The 23,583-nt window shown below is 69.3% G+C and carries 25 protein-coding genes; 15 read left to right on the top strand and 10 right to left on the bottom strand.

Going from position 1 to position 23,583, the window contains the following annotated elements:
• Positions 1-41: 41 nt before the first annotated feature.
• The gene (locus ACTHK2_RS17635) at positions 42-590 is read right to left on the bottom strand and encodes an O-acetyl-ADP-ribose deacetylase (protein WP_440247048.1); all 549 of its coding nucleotides are present in this window, start codon (positions 588-590) and stop codon (positions 42-44) included.
• A gap of 310 nt (positions 591-900) precedes the next feature.
• Between ACTHK2_RS17635 and ACTHK2_RS17630 the strand changes: the two genes are divergently transcribed.
• The 6 genes from ACTHK2_RS17630 (at position 901) to ACTHK2_RS17605 (ending at position 6,053) form a co-directional block, all read left to right on the top strand.
• A complete protein-coding gene (locus tag ACTHK2_RS17630) occupies positions 901-1,368 on the top strand; it encodes a MarR family winged helix-turn-helix transcriptional regulator (RefSeq protein ID WP_440247047.1) in 468 nt (155 codons plus the stop codon).
• Positions 1,365-2,480, top strand: a complete 1,116-nt coding sequence (locus tag ACTHK2_RS17625) for an HlyD family secretion protein (protein WP_440247046.1) — start codon at positions 1,365-1,367, stop codon at positions 2,478-2,480. Before ACTHK2_RS17630 ends, ACTHK2_RS17625 begins: the two co-directional genes overlap by 4 nt.
• Before the next feature lie 64 nt (positions 2,481-2,544).
• Complete coding sequence (locus tag ACTHK2_RS17620; RefSeq protein ID WP_440247045.1) at positions 2,545-2,754, top strand: hypothetical protein; 210 nt, start codon at positions 2,545-2,547, stop codon at positions 2,752-2,754.
• Positions 2,755-2,759: 5 nt separating this feature from the next.
• Complete coding sequence (locus ACTHK2_RS17615; protein WP_440247044.1) at positions 2,760-4,289, top strand: MDR family MFS transporter; 1,530 nt, start codon at positions 2,760-2,762, stop codon at positions 4,287-4,289.
• 176 nt (positions 4,290-4,465) lie between these two features.
• The gene (locus tag ACTHK2_RS17610; RefSeq protein ID WP_440247043.1) at positions 4,466-5,071 is read left to right on the top strand and encodes a GNAT family N-acetyltransferase; all 606 of its coding nucleotides are present in this window, start codon (positions 4,466-4,468) and stop codon (positions 5,069-5,071) included.
• Between the two features lie 10 nt (positions 5,072-5,081).
• Positions 5,082-6,053 (top strand): TrmH family RNA methyltransferase, encoded by a 972-nt coding sequence (locus ACTHK2_RS17605; protein WP_440247042.1) that lies wholly within the window; start codon positions 5,082-5,084, stop codon positions 6,051-6,053.
• Positions 6,054-6,158: 105 nt separating this feature from the next.
• On the opposite strand, the gene ACTHK2_RS17600 is transcribed toward ACTHK2_RS17605, so the two are convergent.
• From ACTHK2_RS17600 to ACTHK2_RS17585, 4 genes are all read right to left on the bottom strand, one after another.
• Positions 6,159-7,583, bottom strand: coding sequence for a M28 family peptidase (locus ACTHK2_RS17600; protein ID WP_440247041.1), 1,425 nt, complete (start codon positions 7,581-7,583; stop codon positions 6,159-6,161).
• A gap of 125 nt (positions 7,584-7,708) precedes the next feature.
• Positions 7,709-8,104: a large-conductance mechanosensitive channel protein MscL gene (gene mscL, locus ACTHK2_RS17595; RefSeq protein WP_440247040.1), complete on the bottom strand. Its 396-nt coding sequence runs from the start codon at positions 8,102-8,104 to the stop codon at positions 7,709-7,711.
• A 107-nt stretch (positions 8,105-8,211) separates the two neighbouring features.
• Complete coding sequence (locus ACTHK2_RS17590; RefSeq protein ID WP_440247039.1) at positions 8,212-8,898, bottom strand: fumarylacetoacetate hydrolase family protein; 687 nt, start codon at positions 8,896-8,898, stop codon at positions 8,212-8,214.
• Positions 8,899-8,941: 43 nt separating this feature from the next.
• Positions 8,942-9,364: a DUF3052 domain-containing protein gene (locus ACTHK2_RS17585; protein WP_440247038.1), complete on the bottom strand. Its 423-nt coding sequence runs from the start codon at positions 9,362-9,364 to the stop codon at positions 8,942-8,944.
• A gap of 103 nt (positions 9,365-9,467) precedes the next feature.
• Between ACTHK2_RS17585 and ACTHK2_RS17580 the strand changes: the two genes are divergently transcribed.
• The 8 genes from ACTHK2_RS17580 to ACTHK2_RS17545 all read left to right on the top strand — a co-directional run bounded on the left by ACTHK2_RS17580 (position 9,468) and on the right by ACTHK2_RS17545 (position 17,626).
• Positions 9,468-10,709, top strand: coding sequence for an efflux RND transporter periplasmic adaptor subunit (locus ACTHK2_RS17580; protein ID WP_440247037.1), 1,242 nt, complete (start codon positions 9,468-9,470; stop codon positions 10,707-10,709).
• A 143-nt stretch (positions 10,710-10,852) separates the two neighbouring features.
• Positions 10,853-11,545, top strand: coding sequence for an ABC transporter ATP-binding protein (locus ACTHK2_RS17575; RefSeq protein ID WP_440247036.1), 693 nt, complete (start codon positions 10,853-10,855; stop codon positions 11,543-11,545).
• A 75-nt stretch (positions 11,546-11,620) separates the two neighbouring features.
• Positions 11,621-12,781, top strand: a complete 1,161-nt coding sequence (locus ACTHK2_RS17570; RefSeq protein WP_440247035.1) for an ABC transporter permease — start codon at positions 11,621-11,623, stop codon at positions 12,779-12,781.
• Between the two features lie 11 nt (positions 12,782-12,792).
• A complete protein-coding gene (locus tag ACTHK2_RS17565) occupies positions 12,793-14,118 on the top strand; it encodes an ABC transporter permease (protein WP_440247034.1) in 1,326 nt (441 codons plus the stop codon).
• 257 nt (positions 14,119-14,375) lie between these two features.
• Entirely contained in the window at positions 14,376-15,395 is a 1,020-nt protein-coding gene (locus ACTHK2_RS17560) for an amidohydrolase family protein (RefSeq protein ID WP_440247033.1), read from the top strand.
• Positions 15,396-15,398: 3 nt separating this feature from the next.
• On the top strand, positions 15,399-15,920 hold the full coding sequence (locus ACTHK2_RS17555) for a hypothetical protein (protein WP_440247032.1): 522 nt from the start codon (positions 15,399-15,401) through the stop codon (positions 15,918-15,920).
• 2 nt (positions 15,921-15,922) lie between these two features.
• Positions 15,923-17,215 (top strand): kynureninase, encoded by a 1,293-nt coding sequence (kynU, locus tag ACTHK2_RS17550; protein WP_440247031.1) that lies wholly within the window; start codon positions 15,923-15,925, stop codon positions 17,213-17,215.
• Positions 17,216-17,305: 90 nt separating this feature from the next.
• Positions 17,306-17,626 (top strand): YXWGXW repeat-containing protein, encoded by a 321-nt coding sequence (locus ACTHK2_RS17545; RefSeq protein ID WP_440247030.1) that lies wholly within the window; start codon positions 17,306-17,308, stop codon positions 17,624-17,626.
• A gap of 75 nt (positions 17,627-17,701) precedes the next feature.
• Here ACTHK2_RS17545 and ACTHK2_RS17540 read toward each other — a convergent pair whose 3' ends face one another.
• The 3 genes from ACTHK2_RS17540 to ACTHK2_RS17530 form a co-directional block, all read right to left on the bottom strand.
• Positions 17,702-18,667 carry a TraB/GumN family protein gene (locus ACTHK2_RS17540; protein ID WP_440247029.1) on the bottom strand — a complete coding sequence of 322 codons (966 nt, stop codon included), beginning with the start codon at positions 18,665-18,667 and terminating at the stop codon, positions 17,702-17,704.
• A 304-nt stretch (positions 18,668-18,971) separates the two neighbouring features.
• A complete protein-coding gene (gene yedA / locus ACTHK2_RS17535) occupies positions 18,972-19,892 on the bottom strand; it encodes a drug/metabolite exporter YedA (protein WP_440247028.1) in 921 nt (306 codons plus the stop codon).
• A gap of 157 nt (positions 19,893-20,049) precedes the next feature.
• Complete coding sequence (locus ACTHK2_RS17530) at positions 20,050-20,337, bottom strand: hypothetical protein (protein ID WP_440247027.1); 288 nt, start codon at positions 20,335-20,337, stop codon at positions 20,050-20,052.
• A gap of 212 nt (positions 20,338-20,549) precedes the next feature.
• Between ACTHK2_RS17530 and ACTHK2_RS17525 the strand changes: the two genes are divergently transcribed.
• Positions 20,550-20,879, top strand: coding sequence for a Rieske (2Fe-2S) protein (locus ACTHK2_RS17525; protein ID WP_440247026.1), 330 nt, complete (start codon positions 20,550-20,552; stop codon positions 20,877-20,879).
• A gap of 6 nt (positions 20,880-20,885) precedes the next feature.
• Here ACTHK2_RS17525 and ACTHK2_RS17520 read toward each other — a convergent pair whose 3' ends face one another.
• Complete coding sequence (locus tag ACTHK2_RS17520) at positions 20,886-21,254, bottom strand: hypothetical protein (RefSeq protein WP_440247025.1); 369 nt, start codon at positions 21,252-21,254, stop codon at positions 20,886-20,888.
• 101 nt (positions 21,255-21,355) lie between these two features.
• Positions 21,356-23,563, bottom strand: a complete 2,208-nt coding sequence (locus ACTHK2_RS17515) for a hypothetical protein (protein WP_440247024.1) — start codon at positions 23,561-23,563, stop codon at positions 21,356-21,358.
• Positions 23,564-23,583 lie beyond the last annotated feature (20 nt).

Below are 23,583 nucleotides of genomic sequence, written 5' to 3'. Positions count from 1 at the left end.
ACGCGACCCCGGCTGCACCATTGCCCGGCCCGCGCCCGCGTTCAGGCACCTGGCAGCGCGGCGCGCGCGAGCTCGCGCCGGTACGCGCCCGCGATCGCCGCGCCGAACGCGCAGAACACGATCTTGCAGGCGGCCCGCTCGTGCCGCGCGAGCCACGCGCGCGCTTCGCGTACGGCGATCGCGGTCGCGGCGTCGACCGGGTATCCATATACGCCGCAGCTGATCGCGGGGAAGGCGATCGTGGCGACGCCGTGCTCGCGCGCGACCGCAAGCGTGGAGCGGTAGCACGCGGCGAGGAGATCCGCTTCGCCGCGCTCGCCGCCGCGCCAGACCGGGCCCACCGTATGGATGACGTGGCGCGCGGGCAAGGCGAAGGCGGCGGTCATGCGCGCCTCGCCGGTGGGGCAGCGCACGCCGGGGCGCACCTCGGGCAGGGCACGGCAGGCGGCGAGCAGTGCCGGCCCGGCGGCGCGATGGATCGCGCCGTCGACACCGCCTCCGCCGAGCAGCGACTCGTTCGCCGCGTTGACGATCGCATCGACCGCAAGCGTCGTGATGTCGGCTTCGACGACGGAGAGGAAGGCATTCATGGCAGGTGCGACGTCGAGTCGGTGGCGTCCGCGATCATCGCCCGCGAGGACCGCGGTGTCAGCCGGCTTGCGCGTGCCCGGCCCCGCCCGACGCCCGGGGCTGCCGTCAGGACCGGTCATGGGCGGCGGCAACGAGCGCGCCGCCACAGCCCACGTCGACGTCATGCCCGCAAAAGTGGGCATCCATTTGCTCGGGTCTTCCAACAAGCCACTGTTCTGCAAGGGAGAATGCCGCTTTGCTGCACTGCAAATAATTTGTACCGTCAGGTATTGAAATTATATTGCCTAGGACATAATATTCGCAGCCATCATGATCAAGACCACCGACAACACCTTCGCCTACCTGCTGCACGACGTCACGCGGCTCATGCGCAAGCATTTCGATCGCCGCGCGACCCGGCTTGAACTGACGCGTGCGCAGTGGCGCGCGCTCAAGGTGATCGGGCGCCATGAGGGCCTCAGCCAGGCGGAACTCGCCGAATACCTCGACATGGAGCCAATCCCGGTCGGTCGCGTCGTCGACCGCCTCGAGAAGACCGGTTTCGTCCAACGCCGTGCCGACCCGGCCGACCGCCGACGCTGGCGCCTGCACCTCACGGCGAAGGCACACGCGATCGTCGACGAGATGGAAGTGATCGGTGCCGCCCTGCGCGAGGAAGCGTTGCGCGGCGTCGCGCCCGCCGACTTCGAAGCATTGCTGCGCGTGCTCGCGCGGCTCAAGGACAACCTGGTCGCGCTCGACGACGAGCCGGCCCACGAACAACGGGAAGCGTCATGACCGACAAGCAGCCGCAGATCGACACCTCCGCCCCCGCGCCGCGCAAGCGCAGCTGGTTGCGCACGACGCTCTGGATCGCCGGGCCCGCGCTCGTGCTCGGTGCAGGCGCGTTCCTCTATCTCACCTCGGGTCGCTACGCCTCGACCGACAATGCCTACGTGCAGGCCGATCGCGTGACGATCGCGCCGCAGGTCGGCGGGCGCGTGGTCGAGGTCGCCGTGCGCGAGAACCAGGTCGTGCACAAGGGTGACGTGCTGTTCCGCATCGATCCGGAACCCCTCCAGATCGCCGCGGCGCGCATGCAGGCGCAGGTCGAATCGGTGCAGAGCCTGCTCGATGCCGCGCGCAGCGGCTACAACGCGGCGCAGGCCGACGTGCGCTCCTCGGCGGCCGACCTCGACTACAAGAAGCAGCAGTTCGCGCGCATGAAGGAATTGCGCGAGCGCGGCCTCGTCGCGCAGGCGGCGCTCGACGACGCCGCGAACAACCTCGCGGCCGCGCGGGCGAAGCAGGACTCGAACAATGCCGCACTGAGCAAGGCGCAGAACATGCTCGGCGGCCTGCCGAGCACGCCCGACGAGCAGCTCGCAGGCTACAAGCTCGCGCTCGCGCAGCTCGCGCAGGCCAAGCTCGATCTCGAACATGCGACCGTACGCGCGCCGATGGACGGCACGATCGGCAAGACCACGCTGCAGCCGGGCGATTTCCTCGCGGTCGGCCAGGCGGCGATGCCGCTCGTCGCGAACACGTTGTGGGTCGACGCGAACTTCAAGGAAACCGATCTCACCCACGTCGTCGTCGGCCAGCCCGCGACGATCGAGGTCGACACGTTCCCCGGCCACAAGTGGCAGGCGCGCGTCGCTTCGATCAGCCCGGCGTCGGGCTCGGAGTTCTCGCTGCTACCCGCGCAGAACGCCACCGGCAACTGGGTGAAGATCGTGCAGCGCATCCCGGTGCGCCTCGCCCTCGCGGCCGCGCCGCAGGACGGGATGATCCTGCGCGCGGGCATGAGCGCGGTGGTCGAGATCGACACCGGCAAGCAGAACTCGGTGATCGGCCGCTGGCAGGGCCCTGATCCGGAGCCACGCACGAGCGTCGCACAGGCGCCGTGAACCGAACGAAAGGCCGCGCCAAGACGGCCCCGCATACCCACCCCGAACCGAACGGACATCCACCATGTTTCGTGAACAGAGCTACGAACCCCTGAGCGACACCATCGCGTGGCCGCACGCCGCGCCGCTGCCTGCCGCTGCCGCGCTCGACGTCGAATTCGCCTTCACCGATCGCACCGGCGAGCTGACGCCGGTCTATCGCGAAATCGCGCGCCGCATCGCCCGCGACGCGTTCACGCGCCACGCGAGCACGCTCGGCGACGCGCTGCGCTGATCGTCGTGAGCGCCGTCGACCAGACCCATCGCGAAGTCGCCAACCGCGGCCTCCTGGTCGTGTCGGTGATGCTCGCGACGCTGATGCAGGCGCTCGACACGACGATCGCGAACGTCGCCTTGCCGAACATGCAGGGCACGTTGTCGGCGACGCAGGACCAGATCTCCTGGGTGCTGACCTCCTACATCGTCGCCGCCGCGATCGCGACGCCGGCGACCGGCTGGCTCGCCTCGGTGATTTGGAGCCTCCGCCTGATGCTTATCGCGATCGCGGGTTTCACGTTCGCCTCGGTGCTCTGCGGCATGGCGACGAGCATCGGCGCGATGGTCGCGTTCCGCCTGCTGCAGGGCCTGTTCGGCGCGGCGCTCGTGCCGTTGTCGCAGTCGACCCTGCTCGATGTCTATCCGCGCGAGAAGCACGGCGCGGCCATGGCGCTGTGGGGCATGGGCGTGATGGTCGGGCCGATCCTCGGGCCGCCGCTCGGGGGCTGGCTCACCGACAGCTACAGCTGGCACTGGGTGTTCCTCATCAACGTGCCGATCGGCGCGCTCGCGCTGTTCGGCGTCGCCGCGAGCCTGCCGACCGACGAGACGCGCGTGTCGCGCTTCGACTGGCGCGGTTTCGCGTTCCTCGCGATCGGTATCGGCGCGCTGCAGCTGTTCCTCGACCGCGGTGAGCAGCAGGACTGGTTCGGCTCGGTCGAGATCCAGATCGAAGCCGCCCTCGCGTTCCTCGGCTTCTACCTCTATGCCGTGCACTGGAAATTCAGTGCCAAGCCCTTCCTCGACCTCGGCTTGTTCGCCGATCGCAATTTCCTCGCGAGCAACCTCTTCATCTTCGTGCTCGGCGTCGTGCTGTTCGCGACGATGGCGCTGTTGCCGCCGTTCCTGCAGGGCCTCATGAACTATCCGGTCGTGACGACCGGCCTGCTGCTCGCGCCGCGCGGCGTCGGCACGCTGATCGCGATGATGCTGGTCGGGCGCCTGCTCGCTCGCGGTGCGGACGCGCGCGTGCTCGCCGGCATCGGCATGCTGCTCACCGCGTATTCGCTGTGGATGATGACGCGTTTCAACCTCGACGTGCCGCAGTCGACGATCGTCGGCACGGGGGTCGTGCAGGGACTCGGCCTCGGCCTCGTGTTCGTGCCGATCTCGACGATCGCCTATTCGACCCTGCCGATGGCCGCGCGCACCGAGGCCGCGGGCATCTTCAGCCTCATGCGCAACATCGGCTCGAGCGTGGGCATCTCGATCGTGATGACCCTGCTCTCGCGCAACACCCAGCTCAACCATGCCGAAATCGCCGCGCGCCTCACGCCATACGGCGACAACGCCGCGCAGCTCGCCGCGGCACTCGGCCACGGTGCCGCCAACCTCGCCGCGCTCAACGGCGAAGTCACGCGGCAGGCGAGCGCGATCGCGTTCCTCGACGACTTCTGGCTGATGATGGTGATGACGGTGGTGGCGATGCCGTTGCTGCTGTTGCTGAAGCCCGTGCGGCGCGGCGCGGCGCCGGCGGTGGTGGCGGATCATTGAGGGCGAGGGCGAGGGCGAGGGCGAGGGCGAGGGCTGGGGCCCTGGGCTGAAGAGCGCGCCGTGAACGGCGCCGCTCGGCGTGCGCCAGGCCGGTTCCCCATCGTGTCGCGCAGTGCGATGCTTTTTCAGTCCTCAGTCCTCAGCTCGGCCCTCAGCCATCAGCCATCAGTCCGCCCATGCCCACCGCGCTCGCCGACCTCCCACTGCCTCACCTCGACTGCGGCCCTGCGCTCCTGCGGCCGTGGCGGACGGATGATCTCGACAGCCTCGTCGCGAATGCGAGCCACGCCGACGTGTCGCGCGGGCTGCGCGACCGCTTTCCGTACCCGTACACGGGTGACGACGGGCGCGCGTGGCTCGCGCGTGCGGTCGACGAATCCGATCGCGCCTGGGCAATCGAACTCGATGGCGCCGCGGTCGGGGGCGTGAGCCTGCATCCGGGCACCGATGTGCATCGCCATTCGGCGGAACTCGGCTATTGGCTCGGGCGGCATTACTGGGGGCGCGGGCTGATGAGCGCGATCGTCGCCGCGTTCGCGCCGCGCGCGATGGAGGCTTTCCGCCTGCATCGCCTTTACGCGACGGTCTATGCGAACAATCCGGCTTCGATGCGCGTGCTCGAGAAAGCCGGGTTCGAGCGCGAGGGTGTGCACAAGTCGGCGGTGGTCAAGCGCGGCGAGCTGCTCGACATCGTCATGTACGCGCGCGTGCGCAGCGAACTCGGTGCCGCGGCGGCGCCCGGCGAACCTGCGACAATGACCGCGCGCGGCGAACGGGACTGAGCAGACGAAGATGGCCAAGGACACGCGGACCGATTCTCCCTGGGCGGGCGCCAAGCCACGCACCGACCGGCCGTCGAAGCGTGAGCGCGAAGCGCTGGCGGGGCGCACGCCGGGCGCGCGTCCACGCGCGGAGCGCGATGTCGAACGCCGCGACGCGCGGCGCGATCCGCCGCCGCCCGCGCGTGACCCACGTCGTTCCCCAACCCTGCATGCGGGCGAACCCGCGCCCGCGCGCGAGCCAGCGTCGCGCGAACAGCGCCTGTACGGACTCAACGCCTGCCTCGCCGCGTTCGCGCGGCGGCCCGAGGCGCTGCGCAAGGTGTATCTCACCGAAGCGCGCATCGGCGCGCTCAAGGCCGTGCTCGCCTGGTGCGTGCAGCACCGCATCGGCTATCGCGTGGTCGAAACGGCGGACCTCGATCGCCTGACCGCTTCGCGCCATCACGAGGGGGTGTGCTTCGACCTGCTGCGTCCGGATCCGCCCGCACTGGCCGCGCTGCTCGACGCGCAGCCGCACGCGCCCGAGGCATCGTTGCTGCTCTGGCTCGACGGCGTCGGCAATCCGCACAATCTCGGTGCGCTGCTGCGCAGCGCGGCGCATTTCGGCGTCGGCGGCGTGATCGTGCCGGCGCAGGCCGGCCTCGACGTGTCCGGCGCCGCGGCGCGCGTCGCCGAAGGCGCGGCGGAGGCCGTGCCGCTGGTGCAGGCGGGCGATGCGCAGCATGCGCTCCGCGAACTGCACGCGCGTGGCTACGTGCTCGCCGCGACCGTGCCGCGCGACGGCTCGCCGCTGTACTCGACGGCATTGCCGCGGCGGCTCGTATTCGTGCTCGGCGCGGAAGGCGAGGGCATGAGCGAGGCGATGATCGGCAGCGCCGACCTGCGCCTCACGATTCCCGGCAGCGGCGCGATCGAGAGTCTCAATGTCGCGGCCAGCGTAGCGGTGCTGCTCGGCGAATACTGGCGCCAGTCGCGGGCCTGAGGCCGCGGAGCGTTCCGGAACCCTCGCGCTGCGCGTGCGGAAATCGCGCAGCGCGTCTGCTTTCAATGCGTGGGATGCGCCGGCGCCGGGCGCCGGCGCCATCCGTCATTCGTGCTCGTCGGCCCACGCGCCCGGCTTCGAGCCGAAGTCGCCTTCGGCCTGCGCTGCAAGGTAGGCGGTGACCGCGTACGCCGCGACGTTCTGGCGCAGCTGCTGCGGATCGATCTTGTCGAGCGTGTCGTTGGCGGTGTGGTGCCAGTCGAAGTAGCGCGTCGCGTCCTGGTGGAGCGACACCGCGGCCATGCCGACCGCGTGGACGGCCGAGAGGTCCGAGCCGCCGTTGCCGGGTTCGTTCGCGTCGTACTCGATGCCGAGCGGCTGCAGCACCGCGGCGATCTGCGCGACCGCGTCGCGTGCCTGCGGCTTCACGCTCGCGGTGATCTTCCAGATGCGGTCGGCGCCGGCGTCCGACTCGCTACCGAGCACGGCCTTGCCGATCTCGGCCTTGTGCGCCTGCGCGTACGCCTTGCCGCCGAACAGGCCCGATTCCTCGTTCGCGAACGCGACCACGCGGATGCTGCGCGCGGGGCGCTTGGGCAATCCCGCGATGACCTTCGCGGCGCCGGCGGCGATCGCGATGCCGGCGGCGTCGTCGATCGCGCCCGTGCCGGGGTCCCACGAATCGAGATGGCCGCCCATCACGAAATACTCGTCGGGCTTCCTGGAACCGCGCAGTTCCGCGATCACGTTCGCGCCCGTGTACTCGCCTTCGATGCCGCAGTCGAGCGCGAGGCGGATCGTGACCGGCTTGCCGGCCGCCAGCATGCGCTCGAGCAGGTCGGCGTCCGGTGCCGACAACGCTGCCGCGGGAATCGGCGTCGCCCCGGTGAAGTTGGTCACGCCGGTGTGCGGCAGGCGGTTGTTGTCGGTGCCCGCCGAGCGCAGCAGGAAGGCGGCCGCACCCTTGTGCGAGGCGATCGCCGGTCCCCCCGTGCGCACCGCCGAACCGATGCCGTAGTCGTGGCCGTCGCGATGCGCCTGCATGCGGGCGCCGACGAACACGATCTTGCCGCGCAGGCTCGCCGGGTCGGCGGCCTTGAGCGCGTCGAGTGTCGGGAAGCCGACGACCTCGGCTTCGAGCCCGCCGGCCGGCGTCGCGGCCGAGTAGCCTAGCGCGGCGAGCACGAGCGGCTGCGCGTGCGGCGCGAGGATTTCGCCATGCTCGCTGCGGCGCACCCACTTTGGGTACGTCACCGGTTCGGTCCAGACCTTGTCGAAGCCGAGCGCGTGGAATTTCGCGATCGTCCAGTCGCGGCCCTTCTCGTCGTTCGGGCCGGCGGCGAGGCGAGCGCCGACTTCGGTGGTGATGCCGGCGACGAAATCGTAGGCGGTGTCGTCCTGCAGCGCCTGGTCACGCAGCTGCGCGGCCCGCTCGAGGTCGGCCGCGGCGATCGAGGTCGGCTTGTCCGCCGCGAGCGCAGGCGCCGAGGACAGGAGGAGGGCGATGGCGAGCGGGCGCAGGCGACTCATGGGCGGTACTCCGGTCGAGGGTAAACCGGGAGTATGCGCCGCGTGCGGGGAACCGCAGCGGGCCAAACGTCACGAAAACGATGGAACCGCTTGGTGGCCGCCGCCGTGACGACGACCGGTGCCGCTCAGCCCTTCTTGAGCAGGTCGCGGATCTCGGTCAGCAACACGACTTCCGCCGACGGCGGCGCGGGCGCGGCTTCTTCCTTGCGGATCATGCGGTTCATGATCTTGACGACGAGGAAGATCGCGAGCGCGACGATGAGGAACTGGATGACCGTGTTGATGAACGCGCCGTACTGCAGGGCGACCTCGCCCTTGCCGTCGGGCCCCGCGGGTTGCAGCACGAACTTGTAGGCGGAGAAGTCGACGCCGCCGATGAGCATGCCGATCGGCGGCATGATGACCTGGTCGACCAGCGACGTGACGATCTTGCCGAAGGCGGCACCGATGACGACGCCGACGGCGAGATCCATCACGTTGCCGCGCATTGCGAAGGCCTTGAATTCGGAAAGCATGCCCATTGCGGTTTCCTCCAGGGGTCGGGAACGTGGCGCCGGCACGTCGGCGAGCGCACTTTACGCCGTTCGCGCGCCGCGCTGCGCCGCGCTGCAACAGGTGGTCGGCGCGATCAGACGATGCGGCCGGCCAGCTCGGCGATGCCTTCGAGGCGCGCATGCACGCGATCGCCGCGGTGCAGCGCGGCGACGCCGGCCGGCGTGCCGGTATAGACGAGATCGCCGGGCGCGAGCGTCCACAGCCGCGACAGCTCGTGGATGATCGCGGCGACGTCGAAGACCATGTCGGCGATGTCGGCCTGCTGGCGCAGTTCGCCGTTGACCTCGAGCGAAATGCGCGCATGGCGCGGATGGCCGACGTCGGCGACGCGGCGCAGCGCCGATGCGGGCGCGGACGCATCGAAGGCTTTGGCTGCATCCCACGGATGACCCTTCGCCTTCGCCGCGGCCTGCAGGTCGCGGCGCGTGAGGTCGAGGCCGACGCCGTAGCCGAACACGCAGTCGAGCGCATGCTCGCTCGGGATGTCGTGGCCGCCGCGCGCGAGCGCGACGATCATCTCGACCTCGTGGTGCAGGTCGGCCGTGGCGGGCGGGTAGGCGATGTCGCCGTCGTCGGCGACGATCGCATCGGCCGGTTTCATGAAGAACATCGGCTGCGAGCGTTCGACCGCCGCGCCCATTTCCTTCGCATGATCGGCGTAGTTGCGCCCGATGCAGTAGATGCGGCGAATCGGGAAGCGCATGTCGTCGTCGGCGACCGGCAGGCTCGGCACGAACGGTGCGGGAATGGCGAAGGTCATGGCGATGGGCCGCGGCGGCGATCGCGGCAGGATAGCAGGGCCGTCAGCGCGCGCCGCGCCGCTCGCGCCGCCGCACGAGCTTGAGCCCGGACCAGGTCGCATCGACCGCGCATACCTTGACGTCGACGAGGCCGAGCGGCAGCGCGACCTCGCGCACGGTGTCCTCGACCACATCGGTGGTGACGCCGGAACTCTTCTTCGGCCACGATACCCAGATCGTCCCGGCGTCGGGCAGGCGCGCGTCGAGCGCCGCGAGTTCGCGGGCGAGGTGCGCGCGCGTCGTCACGAACACGTGCGCCAGATCGAACGCCGCACGTGGGCCGACGAGCCGCAGCAATCCTGGTTCGGTGCCGACGAGCACGGCGTAGTCGGACGGCGCATGCCGCACCAGCACGCGCTGCTCCGCCGCGAGGCCGAGTTTTTGCCAGACCGGTTTGCCGGAATAGCCCGTTGCTGCGCCTGACATCTGTCATCTCCGTCGCGTGATCGGCCCGCCTTGTCCAGCAGCGGCGGCAACGCCAGTCTATGGCAGACTTGAGGGCTGTGCGTCCACGCGGGAGCGGTGCGGCATGGAGAAATCGGATCTGTTGCAACAGCTGCGCATCGATCGCAGCGCGCCGGCGGAGCATGCGGGTCGCGGCGCGGGCGCCTGGATCGGCGCGCTCGTCGGCGTGCTCGCGCTCGGCATCGCCGCCGTCGGCGGCTGGTGGTTCCTGCGCGACGCGAAGGCGATCGAAGTGGACGCGGTGACCGCGAGCGCGCCGAGCGCGGCCGGCGCCGGCCCGCTCGCAGTGCTGCAGGCGACCGGTTACGTGACCGCGCGGCGCCAGGCGACCGTGTCGGCGCAGATCACCGGCACGCTCGTCGACGTGCTCATCGAGGAAGGCGAGCGGGTCGAGGCGGGGCAGGTGCTCGCGCATCTCGAGGACACCGCGCAGCGGGCGCAGCTCGCACAGGCCGAAGCCGGATACCGCGCGGCGCAGGCGCAGCTCGCGCAGGTGGCCGCGCAACTCGCGCAGAGCCGGCGCGACGTCGCGCGCGCGGAGGAGCTGGTCGGGCGCAAGCTCGTGTCGAAGCAGGCGGTCGAACTCGCGCGCACGCAGGTCGACGCGCAGGCGGCGCAGCTCGAATCGCAGCGGCGCCAGGTCGACGTGGCCAAGGCGGCCGTCGTCGGCGCGCGCGTGCAACTCGACTACTGCACGGTGCGTGCTCCGTTCGCCGGCGTGGTGATCGCGAAAGCCGCGCAGCCGGGCGAGATCGTCTCGCCGCTGTCGGCCGGTGGCGGCTTCACGCGCACCGGCGTCGGCACCATCGGCGACATGGATTCGCTCGAGGTCGAGGTCGACGTCAACGAGTCCTACATCAATCGCGTCACGGCGAAGCAGCCGGTCGAGGCGGTCCTCGACGCGTATCCGGACTGGAAGATCGCGGGCCATGTCATCGCGATCATCCCGACCGCCGATCGTGGCAAGGCGACCGTGAAGGTGCGCGTCGCGATGGCGCAGAAGGACCCGCGCATCGTGCCCGACATGGGCGTGCGCGTGTCGTTCCTCGAGGATTCGGGCAAAGCGCAGGCCGCCGCGGCCGAACCGCCGAAGGGCGTGCTCGTGCCGTCGTCGAGCATCGTGCAGCGCGACGGCAGGAGCGTCGTGTTCGCGCTCGACGGCGACCGCGCGCGCCTGCGTGCGGTGACGCCGGGACAGACCTACGCCGACCAGCGCCTCGTCGAAGGGATCGGCCTCGGCACGCGCATCGTGCGCCAGCCGACGGCGGAACTCGTCGACGGCGCGCGTGTCGCGATCAGGAAGTAACGAACGCGCAAGAGACGCGGCCGGGGCGGCGCGCAAAAGGGCAGGGGCGGGCGAGGCCCGCCGGTACCGCGGGCCGCGACCCGCGTTCGTGCGCCGTGCGACGGCGCGACCGATGAACGACTGCACATCCGAGGACTACCGTCATGGCAAACCTGGTCGAGATCCGCAACGTCAGCAAGGTGTACGAGCGCGGCAAGCAGAAGGTCGAGGTGCTGCACCACATCGAACTCGACATCGCGAAGGGCGACTTCCTCGCGTTGATGGGTCCGTCCGGTTCCGGCAAGACGACGCTGCTGAACCTCATCGGCGGCCTCGATTCGCCCACCGACGGCAGCATCAGCGTCGGTGGTGATCGCATCGACCGCCTCGGCGAGGGTGCGCTCGCGAAGTGGCGCTCCGAGCACGTCGGCTTCATCTTCCAGTTCTACAACCTGCTGCCGATGCTGTCGGCGCAGAAGAACGTGGAACTGCCGCTGCTCCTGACCAACCTGTCGGCCGCGCAGCGCAGGAAGAATGCGAGCATCGCACTGCAGCTCGTCGGCCTCGCCGAACGCGCGAGCCACAAGCCGACCGAACTCTCGGGCGGCCAGCAGCAGCGCGTCGCGATTGCGCGCGCGATCGTTTCCGATCCCGACCTGCTCGTCTGCGACGAGCCGACCGGCGACCTCGACCGCCAGTCGGCCGAAGACGTGCTCGGCCTGCTGCAGACGCTCAATCGCGAGCACGGCAAGACGATCATCATGGTCACGCACGATCCGAAGGCGGCCGAGTACGCGAGCCATACGTTGCATCTGGACAAGGGAACGCTGGTGGAACAGCAAGGGCTGAGCGCCTAGGGCCGAGGGACAAAAACCCGCCAGCCCCTACGCAGTTCATCAGTCCTCAGCCCTCAGCCCTCAAGAGGCTAAGCCATGAAATACCTCCACCTGATCTGGGCCGCGCTGTTCCGGCGCAAGACCCGCACGACCCTCACCCTGTTGTCGATCATCATGGCGTTCCTGCTGTTCGGCCTGCTCGACGCGGTGCGCGTATCGTTCGCCGAAGCCGGCCAGTCCGCGAACGGCGCCGAGCGCCTGCAGACCGGCGCGAAGCTCTCGTTCATCCAGCCGTTGCCCAAGAGCCTGCAGCAGCAAATCGCGAAGGTTGCGGGCGTCAAGGATGTCGCCCACGCGAACTGGTTCGGCGGCGCCTACCAGGACCCACACAACCAGGTCTTCACGTTCGCGGTCAGCGACAACTACCTCGACGTCTACCCCGAAGTCCAGGTCGATCCGGCCGAGCGCAAGGCATTCGACGCGACCGCCGACGGCGTGCTCGTCGGCGACATCCTCATGAAGAAGTACAACTGGAAGATCGGCGACCGGCTGCCGCTGCAGTCGCAGATCTTCCCGAACAAGGAAGGCAGCAAGAACTGGAACTTCCAGATCGTCGGTACGATGAAGTCGAAGGACAACAAGGCGTTCCAGAGCCAGATGATCGTGCTGCACTGGAAGACCTTCGACGAGACGACGCCGTACAACCGCGGCTCGGTCGGCTGGTACGTGACCCGCGTCGAGGACGTCAACGAGTCCGACCGCATCGCCAAGGCGATCGATGCGATCTCGGCGAACTCCGACCACGAGACCAAGACGCAGACCGAGCAGGCCGCGACGAGGAACTGGATCAAGCAGATGGCCGACATCGGCCTCATCGTCACCTCGATCATGGGCGCGGTGTTCTTCACCCTCGTGCTGCTGACCGGCAACACGATGATGCAGGCGGTGCGCGAACGCACGAACGAACTCGCGGTGCTGAAGACGATCGGGTTTTCGAGCCGCAAGGTGCTCGGCATGGTGCTTGCCGAATCGGTGCTGCTGCTCCTGCTAGGCGGCCTCGTCGGCCTCGCGCTGGTGAGCCTCATCGGCGCGGCGCTGCCCGCGATGAGCGGCGGCATGATCAATGGTGCGCACGTCGGCGCGAAGAGCTGGGGACTCGGCGTCGTGCTCGCCGTCGTGATCGGCGTGGTCGTCGGCGCGGTGCCGGCGATCCGCGCGATGCGCCTCAACATCGTCGATGCGCTGGCCGGACGCTGAAGGAGAACGGCATGAAATTCCTGATTGGACTCGCCACGTTCATCGTCGTCATCGTCGGCGTGGTCGTGTTTCTCGTCCTGCCCTGGCCGGGCCTGGTGCTGCTCGCGCTCGTGCTCGGCCTGTGGATGGCGCTGACGCGACGCGGTCGCCAGGCGGCTTCGGTCACGGCGATCGGCGTCAGTACCCTTCGCGAGCGGCTCGGCTCGTCCGCGGTCATCGTCGTCGGCATCGCCGGCGTGGTCGCCGTGCTCGTCGCGATGCTCGCGATGGCCAATGGCTATCGCGAGACGCTGCGCCGGACCGGTGGCGAGGACACCGCGATCGTGCTGCGCGGCGCGTCGGCGTCGGAGGTCTCCTCGGTGCTCGGCCACGACGCCGCGGTCGTCATCGCGCAGGCACCGGGCATCGCCAGGGACGAGCAGGGTCGGCCGATCGCGTCGCCCGAACTCGTCGTCGCAGCGAATCTGCCGATGAAGGGCGGCAACCCCGAAGAGGACTTCGGCAGCGTGCAGTTGCGTGGCATCGGCGAGATGGCGTGGAAGCTGCGCACGAATGCGAAAATCGTCGAAGGTCGCAGGTTCACGCCCGGCCTGCGCGAACTCGTCGCGGGCAGGGGCGCGCAGCGGCAGTTCGACGGTCTCGAGGTCGACCATGAGATCAAGCTCGGCAACCAGATGTGGAAGATCGTCGGCATCTTCGAGTCGAAGGATGCGATGGAATCGGAACTGTGGGGTGATGCCGACGTGGTCGGGCCGACCTATCGGCCGAATGGCGCGAACAGCTCGACCTCGGTGTTCGCGCGCCTGACCGGGCCCGAGGCCTTCGAACCGTTCAAGGCCGCGCTCGTATCCGATCCGCGCCTGCAGGTCGACGTCGACACCACCGTCAACTATTTCAGCAAGCAGTCGGAAGGCACGTCGAAAGTGATCACCGCGATCGGCATCGTGGTCGGCGCGATCATGGCAATCGGCGCGGTGTTCGGTGCACTCAACACGATGTTCGCGGCGGTGGCGACGCGGGCGCGCGAGATCGCGACCTTGCGCGCGATCGGTTTCCGCGGCGTGCCGGTCGTCGTCGCGATCATGCTCGAGACGATGCTGCTCGCCCTCGTCGGCGGCGTGCTCGGCGGGCTCGTCGCGTGGCTCGTGTTCAATGGTTACACCGCCTCGACGCTCGCCGCCGGCACGACCGGGCAGCTCACATTCCAGTTCAACGTCGCGCCTGCGGTGCTGTGGACCGGCCTCAAGTGGGCGCTCGCGATCGGCTTCATCGGCGGTCTCTACCCGGCGCTGCGCGCGGCGCGCCTGCCGGTGACGACCGCGTTGCGCGAACTGTGAGTCCGCGCATTCCCTTGGCTGCGACCACCCTCCGGCGTCGTCATTCCGCAGGGTGGGTCGCAGCGGCACGAGCGCGCCGGTAAAGCGCGGCGCCTGGCGGCGAGTCTCACGGCGCGCGTTGGCGTTTCGCAATGGCGCCTGCGTGCGGATGCCCGGGTTGGTCGTGCAAGCCGGTGGGCCACGGCCCACTTTGGTGGTGGACTTTTTTCGCCGCGCGGGTCCGCCACGGCGCGCATGCGGGTACACTCCCGTCCCGCATGCTCAAGATCGACACCCACGCGCACATCCTACCGCCCGACTGGCCCAATCTCGCCGAAAAGTACGGCGATGACCGCTTCCCGGTCATGGTCCGAACCGAGGGGCGCCATCGCATCTACAAGGACGGCAAGTTCTTCCGTGAAGTCTGGGCGAATGCGTTCGATCCGGAAGTGCGCATCGCCGACTACGCCAGGTTCGGCGTCGATGTACAGGTCGTCTCCACCGTGCCCGTGCTGTTCTCCTACTGGGCCAAGCCCAACCAGGCGCTCGAACTGCACCGCCACTTGAACGACCACACGGCCGAGCTCTGCCGCCGCTATCCGCGCCACTACGCGGGCATCGGCACGGTTCCGCTGCAGTCGCCGACGCTGGCGATCCAGGAGATGGAGCGCTGCATCGAACAACTCGGCTTGTCCGGCGTGCAGATCGGTTCGCATTGCGAGAACTGGAACCTGGACGCGCCGGAGCTGTTCCCGTTCTTCGAGGCCGCCGCCGAGATCGGCGCCGCGATCCTCGTGCACCCGTGGGACATGATGGGTGCCGCGTCGATGCCCAAGTACTGGCTGCCCTGGCTCGTCGGCATGCCGGCGGAACAGTCGCGCGCGGTCTGCTGCCTCATCTTCGGCGGCGTGCTCGAACGCCTGCCGCGACTCAAGGTCTGTTTCGCGCACGGCGGCGGCTCGTTCCCGTACACGATCGGTCGCATCGAACACGGCTTCCGCATGCGCCCCGACCTCGTCGCGACCGACAACGCGCGCGGACCGCGCGAGTACCTTGGCCGCATCTACTTCGATTCGTGCGTGCACGACCGCGCCGCGCTGCGCTACCTGCTCGATGTCGCCGGTGCCGACAATGTCATGCTCGGCACCGACTATCCTTTCCCGCTCGGCGAGCAGGAGCCGGGCAGCGGCATCGCCGCGCTCGGCCTGCCCCCCGCCGAACAGGCCCGGCTGTTCCACGGTACTGCCCTGGACTGGCTCGGCCTTCCCCTTTCGCGTTTCGCCGACGATACGGAGTGACCCGTGAAGCCGACCCCCCTGTTCATCCTGCTCGCCTCGCTCACCGCCTCCGCCGCCCTTGCGCAAGGCAAGACCGACTATTCGCTCAACGGCGACCAAGTCCGTTTCCATGTTCCCGCGAGCTGGACCGCGATCATGGAAAAAGCCGAAGGCAATCCGCAGGCGGTCGCATTCCAGGTTCCGGATCCCTCCGCGCAAGGCAGCGAAGACTCGGCCAACGTGACCGTGAAGACGCGCCAGCTGAAGGATCCGTCCGAATTCGCCGCGACCGTGCAGGACGAGTTCGAGCGCTCCAAGGCGCAGGGCGGCTACGAGACCGATTCGTCCAACAAGGACAGCTCCGCGCACCAGTACTTCGTCGTGCGCGGCAAGACCCGCTACCTCGTGCGCGACAGCTTCCAGCTGACCGGCACGATCGCCGTCGAAGTGCGCTGCCAGCGGCCGCTGCTCGCGACGACGCCGGCCACGTGGAACAGCGAGTTCGACGCGGCCTGCGCTTCGGTCGTCGCATCGCTGAAGCACTGACGATGGCGGACCACGCGACGGCCGTGCTCGAAACGCAGGCGCTGGAACTCGACGCGCGCGACCCGCTCGCGGCGTTCCGCGACGAATTCCTCATGCCGCGCAACGACGACGGCTCCGAGCAGACCTACCTGTGCGGCAATTCCCTCGGCCTGCAGCCGCGCGCGACGCGCGCGGCCCTGCTGGACGAACTCGACGACTGGCACCGCCTCGCCGTCGAAGCGCACTTCCGCGGCCGCCATCCGTGGATGCCGTACCACGGCTTCGTGCGCGACGACCTCGCCGCACTCGTCGGTGCGCTGCCGCACGAAGTCGTCGCGATGAATTCGCTGACCGTGAACCTGCACCTGATGATGGTCAGCTTCTACCGGCCGGACGCCACGCGCAACGCGATCCTGATCGAGCGCAACGCGTTCCCGTCCGACCACCACGCGGTCGAATCGCAGATCCGCTTCCACGGCCACGACCCGGCCACCGCATTGATCGAACTCGACCCCGACGAGCCGGGCGGCACGCTGTCGGACGCGGCGATCGTGCGCGCGATCGAGCAGCACGGCTCGCGCATCGCGCTGGTCATGCTCTCCGGCGTGCAGTACCTCACCGGACAGGCCTTCGATGTCGCCGCGATCGTGCGCGCCGCGCACGCCAAAGGCTGCATCGTCGGTTTCGACCTCGCCCATGCGGCCGGCAACCTCGCGCTGCAACTGCATGACAGCGGCTGCGATTTCGCGGTCTGGTGCAGCTACAAGTACCTCAATTCGGGCCCGGGCGCGGTCGCCGGCTGTTTCGTGCACGAGCGCCACGCGCGCGCGGCGCTGCCGCGGTTCGCCGGCTGGTGGGGCCACGACCCGGCGACGCGCTTCCGCATGGCACCCGAGTTCGACGCGACGCCGGGCGCCGACGGCTGGCAGTTGTCGAACCCGCCCATCCTCGCGCTCGCGCCGTTGCGCGTGTCGCTGGCGATCTTCCGCCGCGCGGGCATGGCGGCGCTGCGCGCGAAGTCCGAAGCGCTGACCGCCTACTTCGACGCGCTGATCCGCGAGCACGCCGGCGACGTGCTCGACATCACCACGCCGCGCGAACCCGCGCGGCGCGGCTGCCAGCTGTCGCTGCGCGTGAAGGGTCCGCGCGAGGCAGGCCGCTCGCTGTTCGACCACCTGCATGCCCGCGGCATCGTCGTCGACTGGCGCGAACCCGACGTGATCCGTGCCGCGCCGACGCCGCTGTACAACCGCCGCATGGACTGCCTGCGCTTCGTGCTCGCGGTGCGTGAATGGGCGGCAACGCGCCGAGCCTGACCTGCGCCGGCTTGGCACACATTCAGCTGCCGATCGCTAGCGTGGAAACCGGTTGGAACGCCCTGTCGGGTGCTACCTGGAGGTCAAACCATGCACGTCCACAAGCAACTGCTGCTGGCCGCCGCTCTCGCGATCGGCGGTACCTGCGCAATGACGGCGACGCCGGCTCAGGCGCGCGTCCACGTCGACGTCTATGCGAACGTCGCGCCGCCGCCGCTGCGTGCCGAGGTCGTGCCGGCCCCGCGTCGCGGCTACGTGTGGGTGCCGGGCTACTGGGGCTGGAGCCACCATCGCCACCGTTGGCATCGTGGTCATTGGGAACGCGAGCGCCACGGCTACCACTACGTGCCGTCGCGCTGGGACCGCGATGGTGACCGCTGGCGGTACCACAACGGACGGTGGGAACGCTGACCGGCTCGCGTGATCGCCTGACTGACCAGGCGAAGTGATCTGCAGGGCGGCCCCTCGCGGGCCGCCCTTTTCCTTTCATGGCGGTGCGGACGATGCGACCGCGTCCTCGTCGGGCGCGACGACCGTATAGCCGCGACGACGGAGCTCCTCGAGGTAGCCGTCCGTGTCGACCACGAGATGCATCGGCAGCAACGCGAAACTCGTGGCGTCGCGCGCGAGCGCATTCGTGGCCGCATCGAGCCAGGCCCCGCGCAGCCTCGCCTCAATGTCGTCGAGTCCGCGCTCGCGCATGAGCGCGAGCTTCGTAATGGCGGCGCGGCACGGACCCATCTCGTCGACGTGCGGCAACGCGCGCAACGCGGCGAGGTCGCCGGTCGACCACGCGTTGGCGCGCTCGGCCATGCGTGCGAGGTCCGTATCCACGCGTTCGAGCGTGAGGCGGAAGCACTCCTGGTCATCGAGTTCGGCCTTCTTGAAATCCTTCAGCGCCGCCTTCGGTGCGTCGATGCCGACTTCGAGCAGCACCGGCGTGAGGGGTATGCCCGCCTCGCTCGCAGCCGCGCGCACCGCATCGGTGATGAGCGGTTTCTCGACGAGCCCCGCATGGCGGATCGCCGATTCGTACAGTTCGCGCGCGGCGAAAATCGGCCGCCACTGCTCGACCTTGTTGCTGCGGCCGATGTAGCGTTGCTTGAGCACGCGCCAGCGTTCGTACAAGGGGGTGGGCAGCACCTCGACGAGCTTCGCGTCGCCCGGATTGTCACGGATGCCGACCAGCGAAGGCAGCAATGCAAGCCGCCCGAAGAAGCCGACGTTCGCCTCCATTTTCACGCGCGGCCCGAGCAGCACTTCCTGCGATTCGCCGATGCGCCGTTCGATCTCGGCGGTGCGCCATTCCATCCGTTTCGGCAGCGGCGAAAGCGTGCCGAGTACCCACATGACGTGGCCGCCCTTGGAGACTTTCCAGAGGCCCGGGCCCGGCTGTTCGCCCGTGACGACGATCGTTTCGAGCGACGCGTCGGACGTCGTCGACGGTTCCACTGCATGGGCCGATCCTGCCAGCAGCAAGCCTGTGAAAACGCGGAGCGCAAAACGACGCATCGATCGATTTCCATTCGAGGGACGCGGAGTGTTCCGCAAATGCCGTCGCGTTGCGTCAAGTTCCGGTTAGGCCCACAGGCGCGCGGCGGCCGGCGCCATGGTGCAACGGCCCGCCATTCCGCCGCACGACGGAATCCAGCTCCTCGTGTCGACGGCGGGACACCGGTCCCGGCATTCGCCGGGACGACGAACGTTTATCCGGTCGGAGGGGATTTCGGCGAGAACGCCGCCAGGCAGGCGTCGCTCATGCCCCGCGTTCGCGTGCCAGCGCGATCAAGGCCACGCCGCCGAGGATCACCGCCATCGCGACGACATCGAAGCCGTGCACGGCTTCGCCACCGAACACCGCGCCCACGAGTACCGCGACCGGCGGATTGACGTACGCATAGCTCGTCGCGAGTGCGGGACGCACGGTGTTGAGCAGGTAGAGGTAGGCGCTGAAGCCGACCAGCGAACCGGCGATCGCGAGGTAGACGAGTGCGAGGTTGGCCGACAGCGGCGGCGAGACCGGCAGGCGCTCGCCGATCAGCAGCGCGAACACGAGCAACACGGCGCCGCCCGTGAGCATCTGCGCGGCGGTGTTCATCGCGGCGGGTGGCATGTCGCGGCGTTTGCTCCAGACCGAACCGAATGCCCACGAGCCCGCCGCCACGACGAGCGCAATCGCGCCGATCGGCGAACCCGCCATGCTGCCGCCGAGGTTGAGCAGGATCACGCCGGCGAAGCCGACACCGAGGCCGAGCCATTCGAGCCGGCGTGGCCAGTGGCCATAAATGCCCCCGAACACCGCCGCGAACAGCGGCATGCTCGCGACGGCGACCGCGGCGAGGCCGGAGGCGACGCTCTGCTCCGCATAGCAGACGAGGCCATTGCCGAATCCGAGCAGCATCACGCCGGTCGCTGCCGAATTGAGCCACTGACGCCGTGTCGGCGCGGCCATGCCGCGCCAGCGCAGGAACGCGTAGAGCGCGCCGCCCGCGCAGAGGAAGCGCACCGCCGCCATCAGGAAGGGCGGCCAGCTCGCCACCGCGACGCGGATCGCGAGGTAAGTGGACCCCCAGACGAAGTACAGCGAGAGCAGGGCGACCGGAACGAGCACGCGCGGGCCAAGCCATCGGGCGGAAGCGGAAGCGTCGAGGCGACCGCTGCGGGACAGATCGTTCATGGCGGGCAATCTCGGGAAAGGGGTGCGGCGGGACCCGCCTCGCTCATCCGCGGCGACCGCTCGGCCCGGCGCGCGATGCGCGGGCGTTAGATATACAACGGGCAAGGGGTTGCAGCGAGGCCCGCCGCGTGGCTAATTCATGGAGCCATCGGCGCCGTCAGACTCCGCTCGGTGCGCGCTTGTGCGTCGGGCCGCCGTCGACGACGGTGAACTCGCCTTCGATGATCCCCGCGGGAGCCGGCGCGCGTGCCGTCGTCGCGGCCGACTGCGAGGGCGCACGCAGCACGCGCACGAGCGCGAACAGTGCGCCGCCGACGACGAGCACGGCGAACACGAAGACGCCGATCGCGACGAGCGCCGCCACGAGCACGATCGCGATCAACGCGGTGGCGAGGCGCGCAAGCGGATGGCGGGATTTCACGAGGCGCAGGCCGGCATGGAACATGAATGCAACTCCGTAGGACTCGATGTCCGGCGCCTTCCGGGACCGCGTCGGATGCAGCGTGCGGCGGGTGTCCGGAACAGCTGAACGACAGTGTACGGAAACGCGCCGGCGGCGACCGCGCCGCGCCCCGTATGCCAGAATGCGCGCCCCGCCGGGCACGCCACCTTCCGAACATATGGGGTAGCGGCCCGTCACGACAAGTGCTGGATGCCATGGAACCTTCCGCGCCGCTGTGCCGGCTCGACGACATCGATGACGGCGGCGCGATCGCGGTGCACGTGGACAGCTCGACCGGGGGCTTCGAGCTGATCGTGCTGCGCCGGGGCGAGCGCGCGTACGCCTACCACAACGAATGCCCGCACGCGGGCCGGCGCCTCGACTACGCGCCCGGGCGCTTCCTCGTCAGCGACGGCCGCCTCGTCTGCGCCGCCCACGGCGCGACGTTCCGCGTCGTGGACGGCGCCTGCCTCGGCGGCCCGTGCAGCAACGGCCTCGCCGCGCTTGCGGTCGAGGTCGTCGATGGCGCGGTCCGCCTGCGCTGAGGGTCGTCAGTCGACCTGCACGCGCACGTCCTGGCGCGCGAGCTGGCCCGAGCCGCAGGCGAATGTCGGCGTCGTGCCGAGAATCGAGCGGGTCGGGATGCGCGAACCGGTGACGGTGGTCGGGACGCTGAGCACGTCGATGCGATATCGGCCGATGTCGGCCGGTGCGAGCGCGTCGAAACTGAAATCCGCTTTCGCGTCGGCGGCGCTGAACGCCGCCTGGCGCGTCTCGAGATCGACGAGGCGGAGCACCGCCGAACGCAGCGGGCGGCCATCGGCGTCGTAGACGGTGCCGGTGACGCGGCAACCATCGGCCAGAGCCGTCCCGCTCAACGCAGGCGCGGCAAGGAGCACAACCAGGGCAATTCGATTCATGATGGCAGCACCTCCAGCGAGGGGCGCATCCCTGCGGGCGTGATCTCCGAGCCGATCTTACGCCGACCGCGGGTTGCCGTTCTTGCGCAACATCGACGCGGTCAGTCGGCTCCGTCGTAACCATCCGCGAAGATTGCGTCGTCCGATACGCTGAGCGCGACGATGCCCACGTGCAGCTGGCCATTCACATGTTCGAACCCTCCGCCGACGAAGACGGCGTCGCCGGCGAGCGTGAGCGAGGCGGCGCCCGAATCGAGGTCGACCGACCACGGCGTGAGCGTGGAGGTCGCCAGGTCGAACGCCGCAACACTGCGCCACGGAAGCTCCGGCGCCGTCCGGAAGTAGCCGCCCGCGTACAGGTGCGTGCCGCTCGTCGAGAGCGCGACCGCGCTGCCTCCGACGATCGGATTCCAAGCCTGGAGGCTCCCGTCGACGGCGTCCATTGCCGCAAAGCCGGCCCGGGGCAGGGCATTCATTTGCGAAAAATAGCCGCCGGCATACACGGTATCGCCGGCGACCGCGAGCGCCAGCACCGGTGAGTCCGCTGCGGGATTCCATGCATCGAGCGCACCGTTGGTGGCGTCGATCGCCGCGAGGCGCGATCGTGGCTGGCCCGCAACCGTACCGAACTGGCCGCCGAAATAAACCCGCGTCGGCGTGGCGGCGATTGCCCGCACGAGTGCGTCGGCGTCGATCGCCCACGGGAGCACGTTGCCCGACGCGAGATCGAACGCCGCGAAGTTGCGGTGGTTTGCCGCTTGCATCTTGGTGAAGGTGCCCCCGACGTACAGCTGTCCGCCCGATGCCAGCAACGCATACACGGCGCTCGCGGTGCCGGCCGGATTCCACGCCAACGCCGCCCCCGTGCCGCCGTCGATCGCTGCCAGGCCCCAACGGCCCTGTCCTGCGATGGTGAGGAATGAACCGCCCGCGAAGACGGTGCCATCGTGCAAGGCAAGCGCGTGCACCGCGCGGTCCGCACCCGGGTTCCAGCTGGCGTCGACGCTCCCGTCCGCCTCCAGTCGCGCGATGTTGCTTCGTTCGACACCACCGACCTCGGTGAAGCGCCCGCCGATGACGACGCGTCCGTCGGGTTGCACCGCCATGGCCTCCACCGACGCGAGGGCGGCCACCTGCGGCGACCCGTCGAGCGCCGCCGAGCCCGCGTCGAGGCGCGCATATCCACCCGTCGATGAGCCGTTCGCACGGGTGAACTGCCCGCCGAGGTGGACGTGGCCGGCATCGAAGGCGATGGCGTTCACGTCGTCGCCCTCGAGCGACGGATGCCAGCCGATGATGGCGGCATCGGACGCCGCGAGTTCCACGACGCCGGCATCGGTGGGGCCGCCGCCGCTTTCCGCCAAGCGACCTCCCGCATAGACATGCGCGCCGGAGACCGCCAGGCTCGAGACGGTGCCGGTTAGCTCCGGGCTCCACGCCGTTACCTGGTGCGAGCCGAGGTCGATCGCGGCCAACCCCGGGTGCGACTCCCCGTCGATCTCGAAGAAGTCGCCGCTGATGTAGAGGGTCTGGCCATCCGTGGCGAGCGCCTGGACACCGAACGCGAGCGCGTCGAACGCCGGCGCCCACGCATCGACGACGCCGCTCGATGCGTCGATCGAGGCGAGCAGCGGGTGGGGCTCGCCGCCGACGTGGTCGAACAGCCCGCCGACGATGACCTTGCCCCCGGCGAGGACGAGTCCTTGGACGGTCGAGGTGATGAATCCCTGCACCGAAGGATTCCACTCACGAACGGCGCCGGTGTTCGCGTCGATCGCGGCGAGGTTCGCGCGTGCCTCGCCACCCATGGCCTGGAATGCGCCTCCGGCGTAGACGGTCGTGCCGTCGTTGGCGAGCGCGAGCACGAAGCTCGCCAGCGTGCCGGGCGTGCCGGGGTTCCAATCGAGGACTGCACCGGATGCCGAATCGACAGCGGCGATGCTCGTGCGCGCTTGCCCGCCGACATGGTCGAAGAAGCCTCCCACATAAATCGTCGTGGCCGTCGCGGTGAGCGACAGCACGGTACCGTCCGTGCCCGGATTCCAGCCGATGTCGACGCTGCCGTCCGCATTGAGACGCGCGAGGTTGCTGCGCGGGACACCGTCGATCGCGGAGAAGGAGCCGCCGAGCACGACGCGCCCGTCTTCCTGTACGACGATCGCGCGCACGGCGCCGGCCACGTTGCGCACGCCGGAAGGCAGTGGCAACACGGTCTGCGCCTGGCCCACGAGTGGCGCGACCAGCATGACGACGAGGATGCATGCGCGCAACACCCGGCGCAGCCACCGATTCGCGCACGTCGGATCCATGGAACAATTCCACTATGCAG

The sequence above is a fragment of the Dokdonella sp. genome (genome assembly GCF_051958935.1).
Classification (GTDB): domain Bacteria; phylum Pseudomonadota; class Gammaproteobacteria; order Xanthomonadales; family Rhodanobacteraceae; genus Dokdonella_A.
Note: the sequence above shows the minus strand (reverse complement) of the source record. Positions and strands in the feature narration are given on the sequence as shown.

Excerpts from the sequence above, each read along its gene's own strand:
- ACTHK2_RS17575 (WP_440247036.1), top strand. The coding sequence starts at position 10,853 with ATGGCAAACCTGGTCGAGATCCGCAACGTCAGCAAGGTGTACGAGCGC.
- ACTHK2_RS17620 (WP_440247045.1), top strand. The coding sequence starts at position 2,545 with ATGTTTCGTGAACAGAGCTACGAACCCCTGAGCGACACCATCGCGTGG.
- mscL (WP_440247040.1), bottom strand. The coding sequence starts at position 8,104 with ATGGGCATGCTTTCCGAATTCAAGGCCTTCGCAATGCGCGGCAACGTG.
- ACTHK2_RS17610 (WP_440247043.1), top strand. The coding sequence starts at position 4,466 with ATGCCCACCGCGCTCGCCGACCTCCCACTGCCTCACCTCGACTGCGGC.
- kynU (WP_440247031.1), top strand. The coding sequence starts at position 15,923 with ATGGCGGACCACGCGACGGCCGTGCTCGAAACGCAGGCGCTGGAACTC.
- ACTHK2_RS17570 (WP_440247035.1), top strand. The coding sequence starts at position 11,621 with ATGAAATACCTCCACCTGATCTGGGCCGCGCTGTTCCGGCGCAAGACC.
- ACTHK2_RS17585 (WP_440247038.1), bottom strand. The coding sequence starts at position 9,364 with ATGTCAGGCGCAGCAACGGGCTATTCCGGCAAACCGGTCTGGCAAAAA.
- ACTHK2_RS17525 (WP_440247026.1), top strand. The coding sequence starts at position 20,550 with ATGGAACCTTCCGCGCCGCTGTGCCGGCTCGACGACATCGATGACGGC.
- ACTHK2_RS17630 (WP_440247047.1), top strand. The coding sequence starts at position 901 with ATGATCAAGACCACCGACAACACCTTCGCCTACCTGCTGCACGACGTC.
- ACTHK2_RS17625 (WP_440247046.1), top strand. The coding sequence starts at position 1,365 with ATGACCGACAAGCAGCCGCAGATCGACACCTCCGCCCCCGCGCCGCGC.
- ACTHK2_RS17600 (WP_440247041.1), bottom strand. The coding sequence starts at position 7,583 with ATGAGTCGCCTGCGCCCGCTCGCCATCGCCCTCCTCCTGTCCTCGGCG.
- ACTHK2_RS17530 (WP_440247027.1), bottom strand. The coding sequence starts at position 20,337 with ATGTTCCATGCCGGCCTGCGCCTCGTGAAATCCCGCCATCCGCTTGCG.
- ACTHK2_RS17605 (WP_440247042.1), top strand. The coding sequence starts at position 5,082 with ATGGCCAAGGACACGCGGACCGATTCTCCCTGGGCGGGCGCCAAGCCA.
- ACTHK2_RS17565 (WP_440247034.1), top strand. The coding sequence starts at position 12,793 with ATGAAATTCCTGATTGGACTCGCCACGTTCATCGTCGTCATCGTCGGC.
- ACTHK2_RS17515 (WP_440247024.1), bottom strand. The coding sequence starts at position 23,563 with ATGGATCCGACGTGCGCGAATCGGTGGCTGCGCCGGGTGTTGCGCGCA.
- ACTHK2_RS17635 (WP_440247048.1), bottom strand. The coding sequence starts at position 590 with ATGAATGCCTTCCTCTCCGTCGTCGAAGCCGACATCACGACGCTTGCG.
- yedA (WP_440247028.1), bottom strand. The coding sequence starts at position 19,892 with ATGAACGATCTGTCCCGCAGCGGTCGCCTCGACGCTTCCGCTTCCGCC.
- ACTHK2_RS17580 (WP_440247037.1), top strand. The coding sequence starts at position 9,468 with ATGGAGAAATCGGATCTGTTGCAACAGCTGCGCATCGATCGCAGCGCG.
- ACTHK2_RS17545 (WP_440247030.1), top strand. The coding sequence starts at position 17,306 with ATGCACGTCCACAAGCAACTGCTGCTGGCCGCCGCTCTCGCGATCGGC.
- ACTHK2_RS17520 (WP_440247025.1), bottom strand. The coding sequence starts at position 21,254 with ATGAATCGAATTGCCCTGGTTGTGCTCCTTGCCGCGCCTGCGTTGAGC.
- ACTHK2_RS17560 (WP_440247033.1), top strand. The coding sequence starts at position 14,376 with ATGCTCAAGATCGACACCCACGCGCACATCCTACCGCCCGACTGGCCC.
- ACTHK2_RS17590 (WP_440247039.1), bottom strand. The coding sequence starts at position 8,898 with ATGACCTTCGCCATTCCCGCACCGTTCGTGCCGAGCCTGCCGGTCGCC.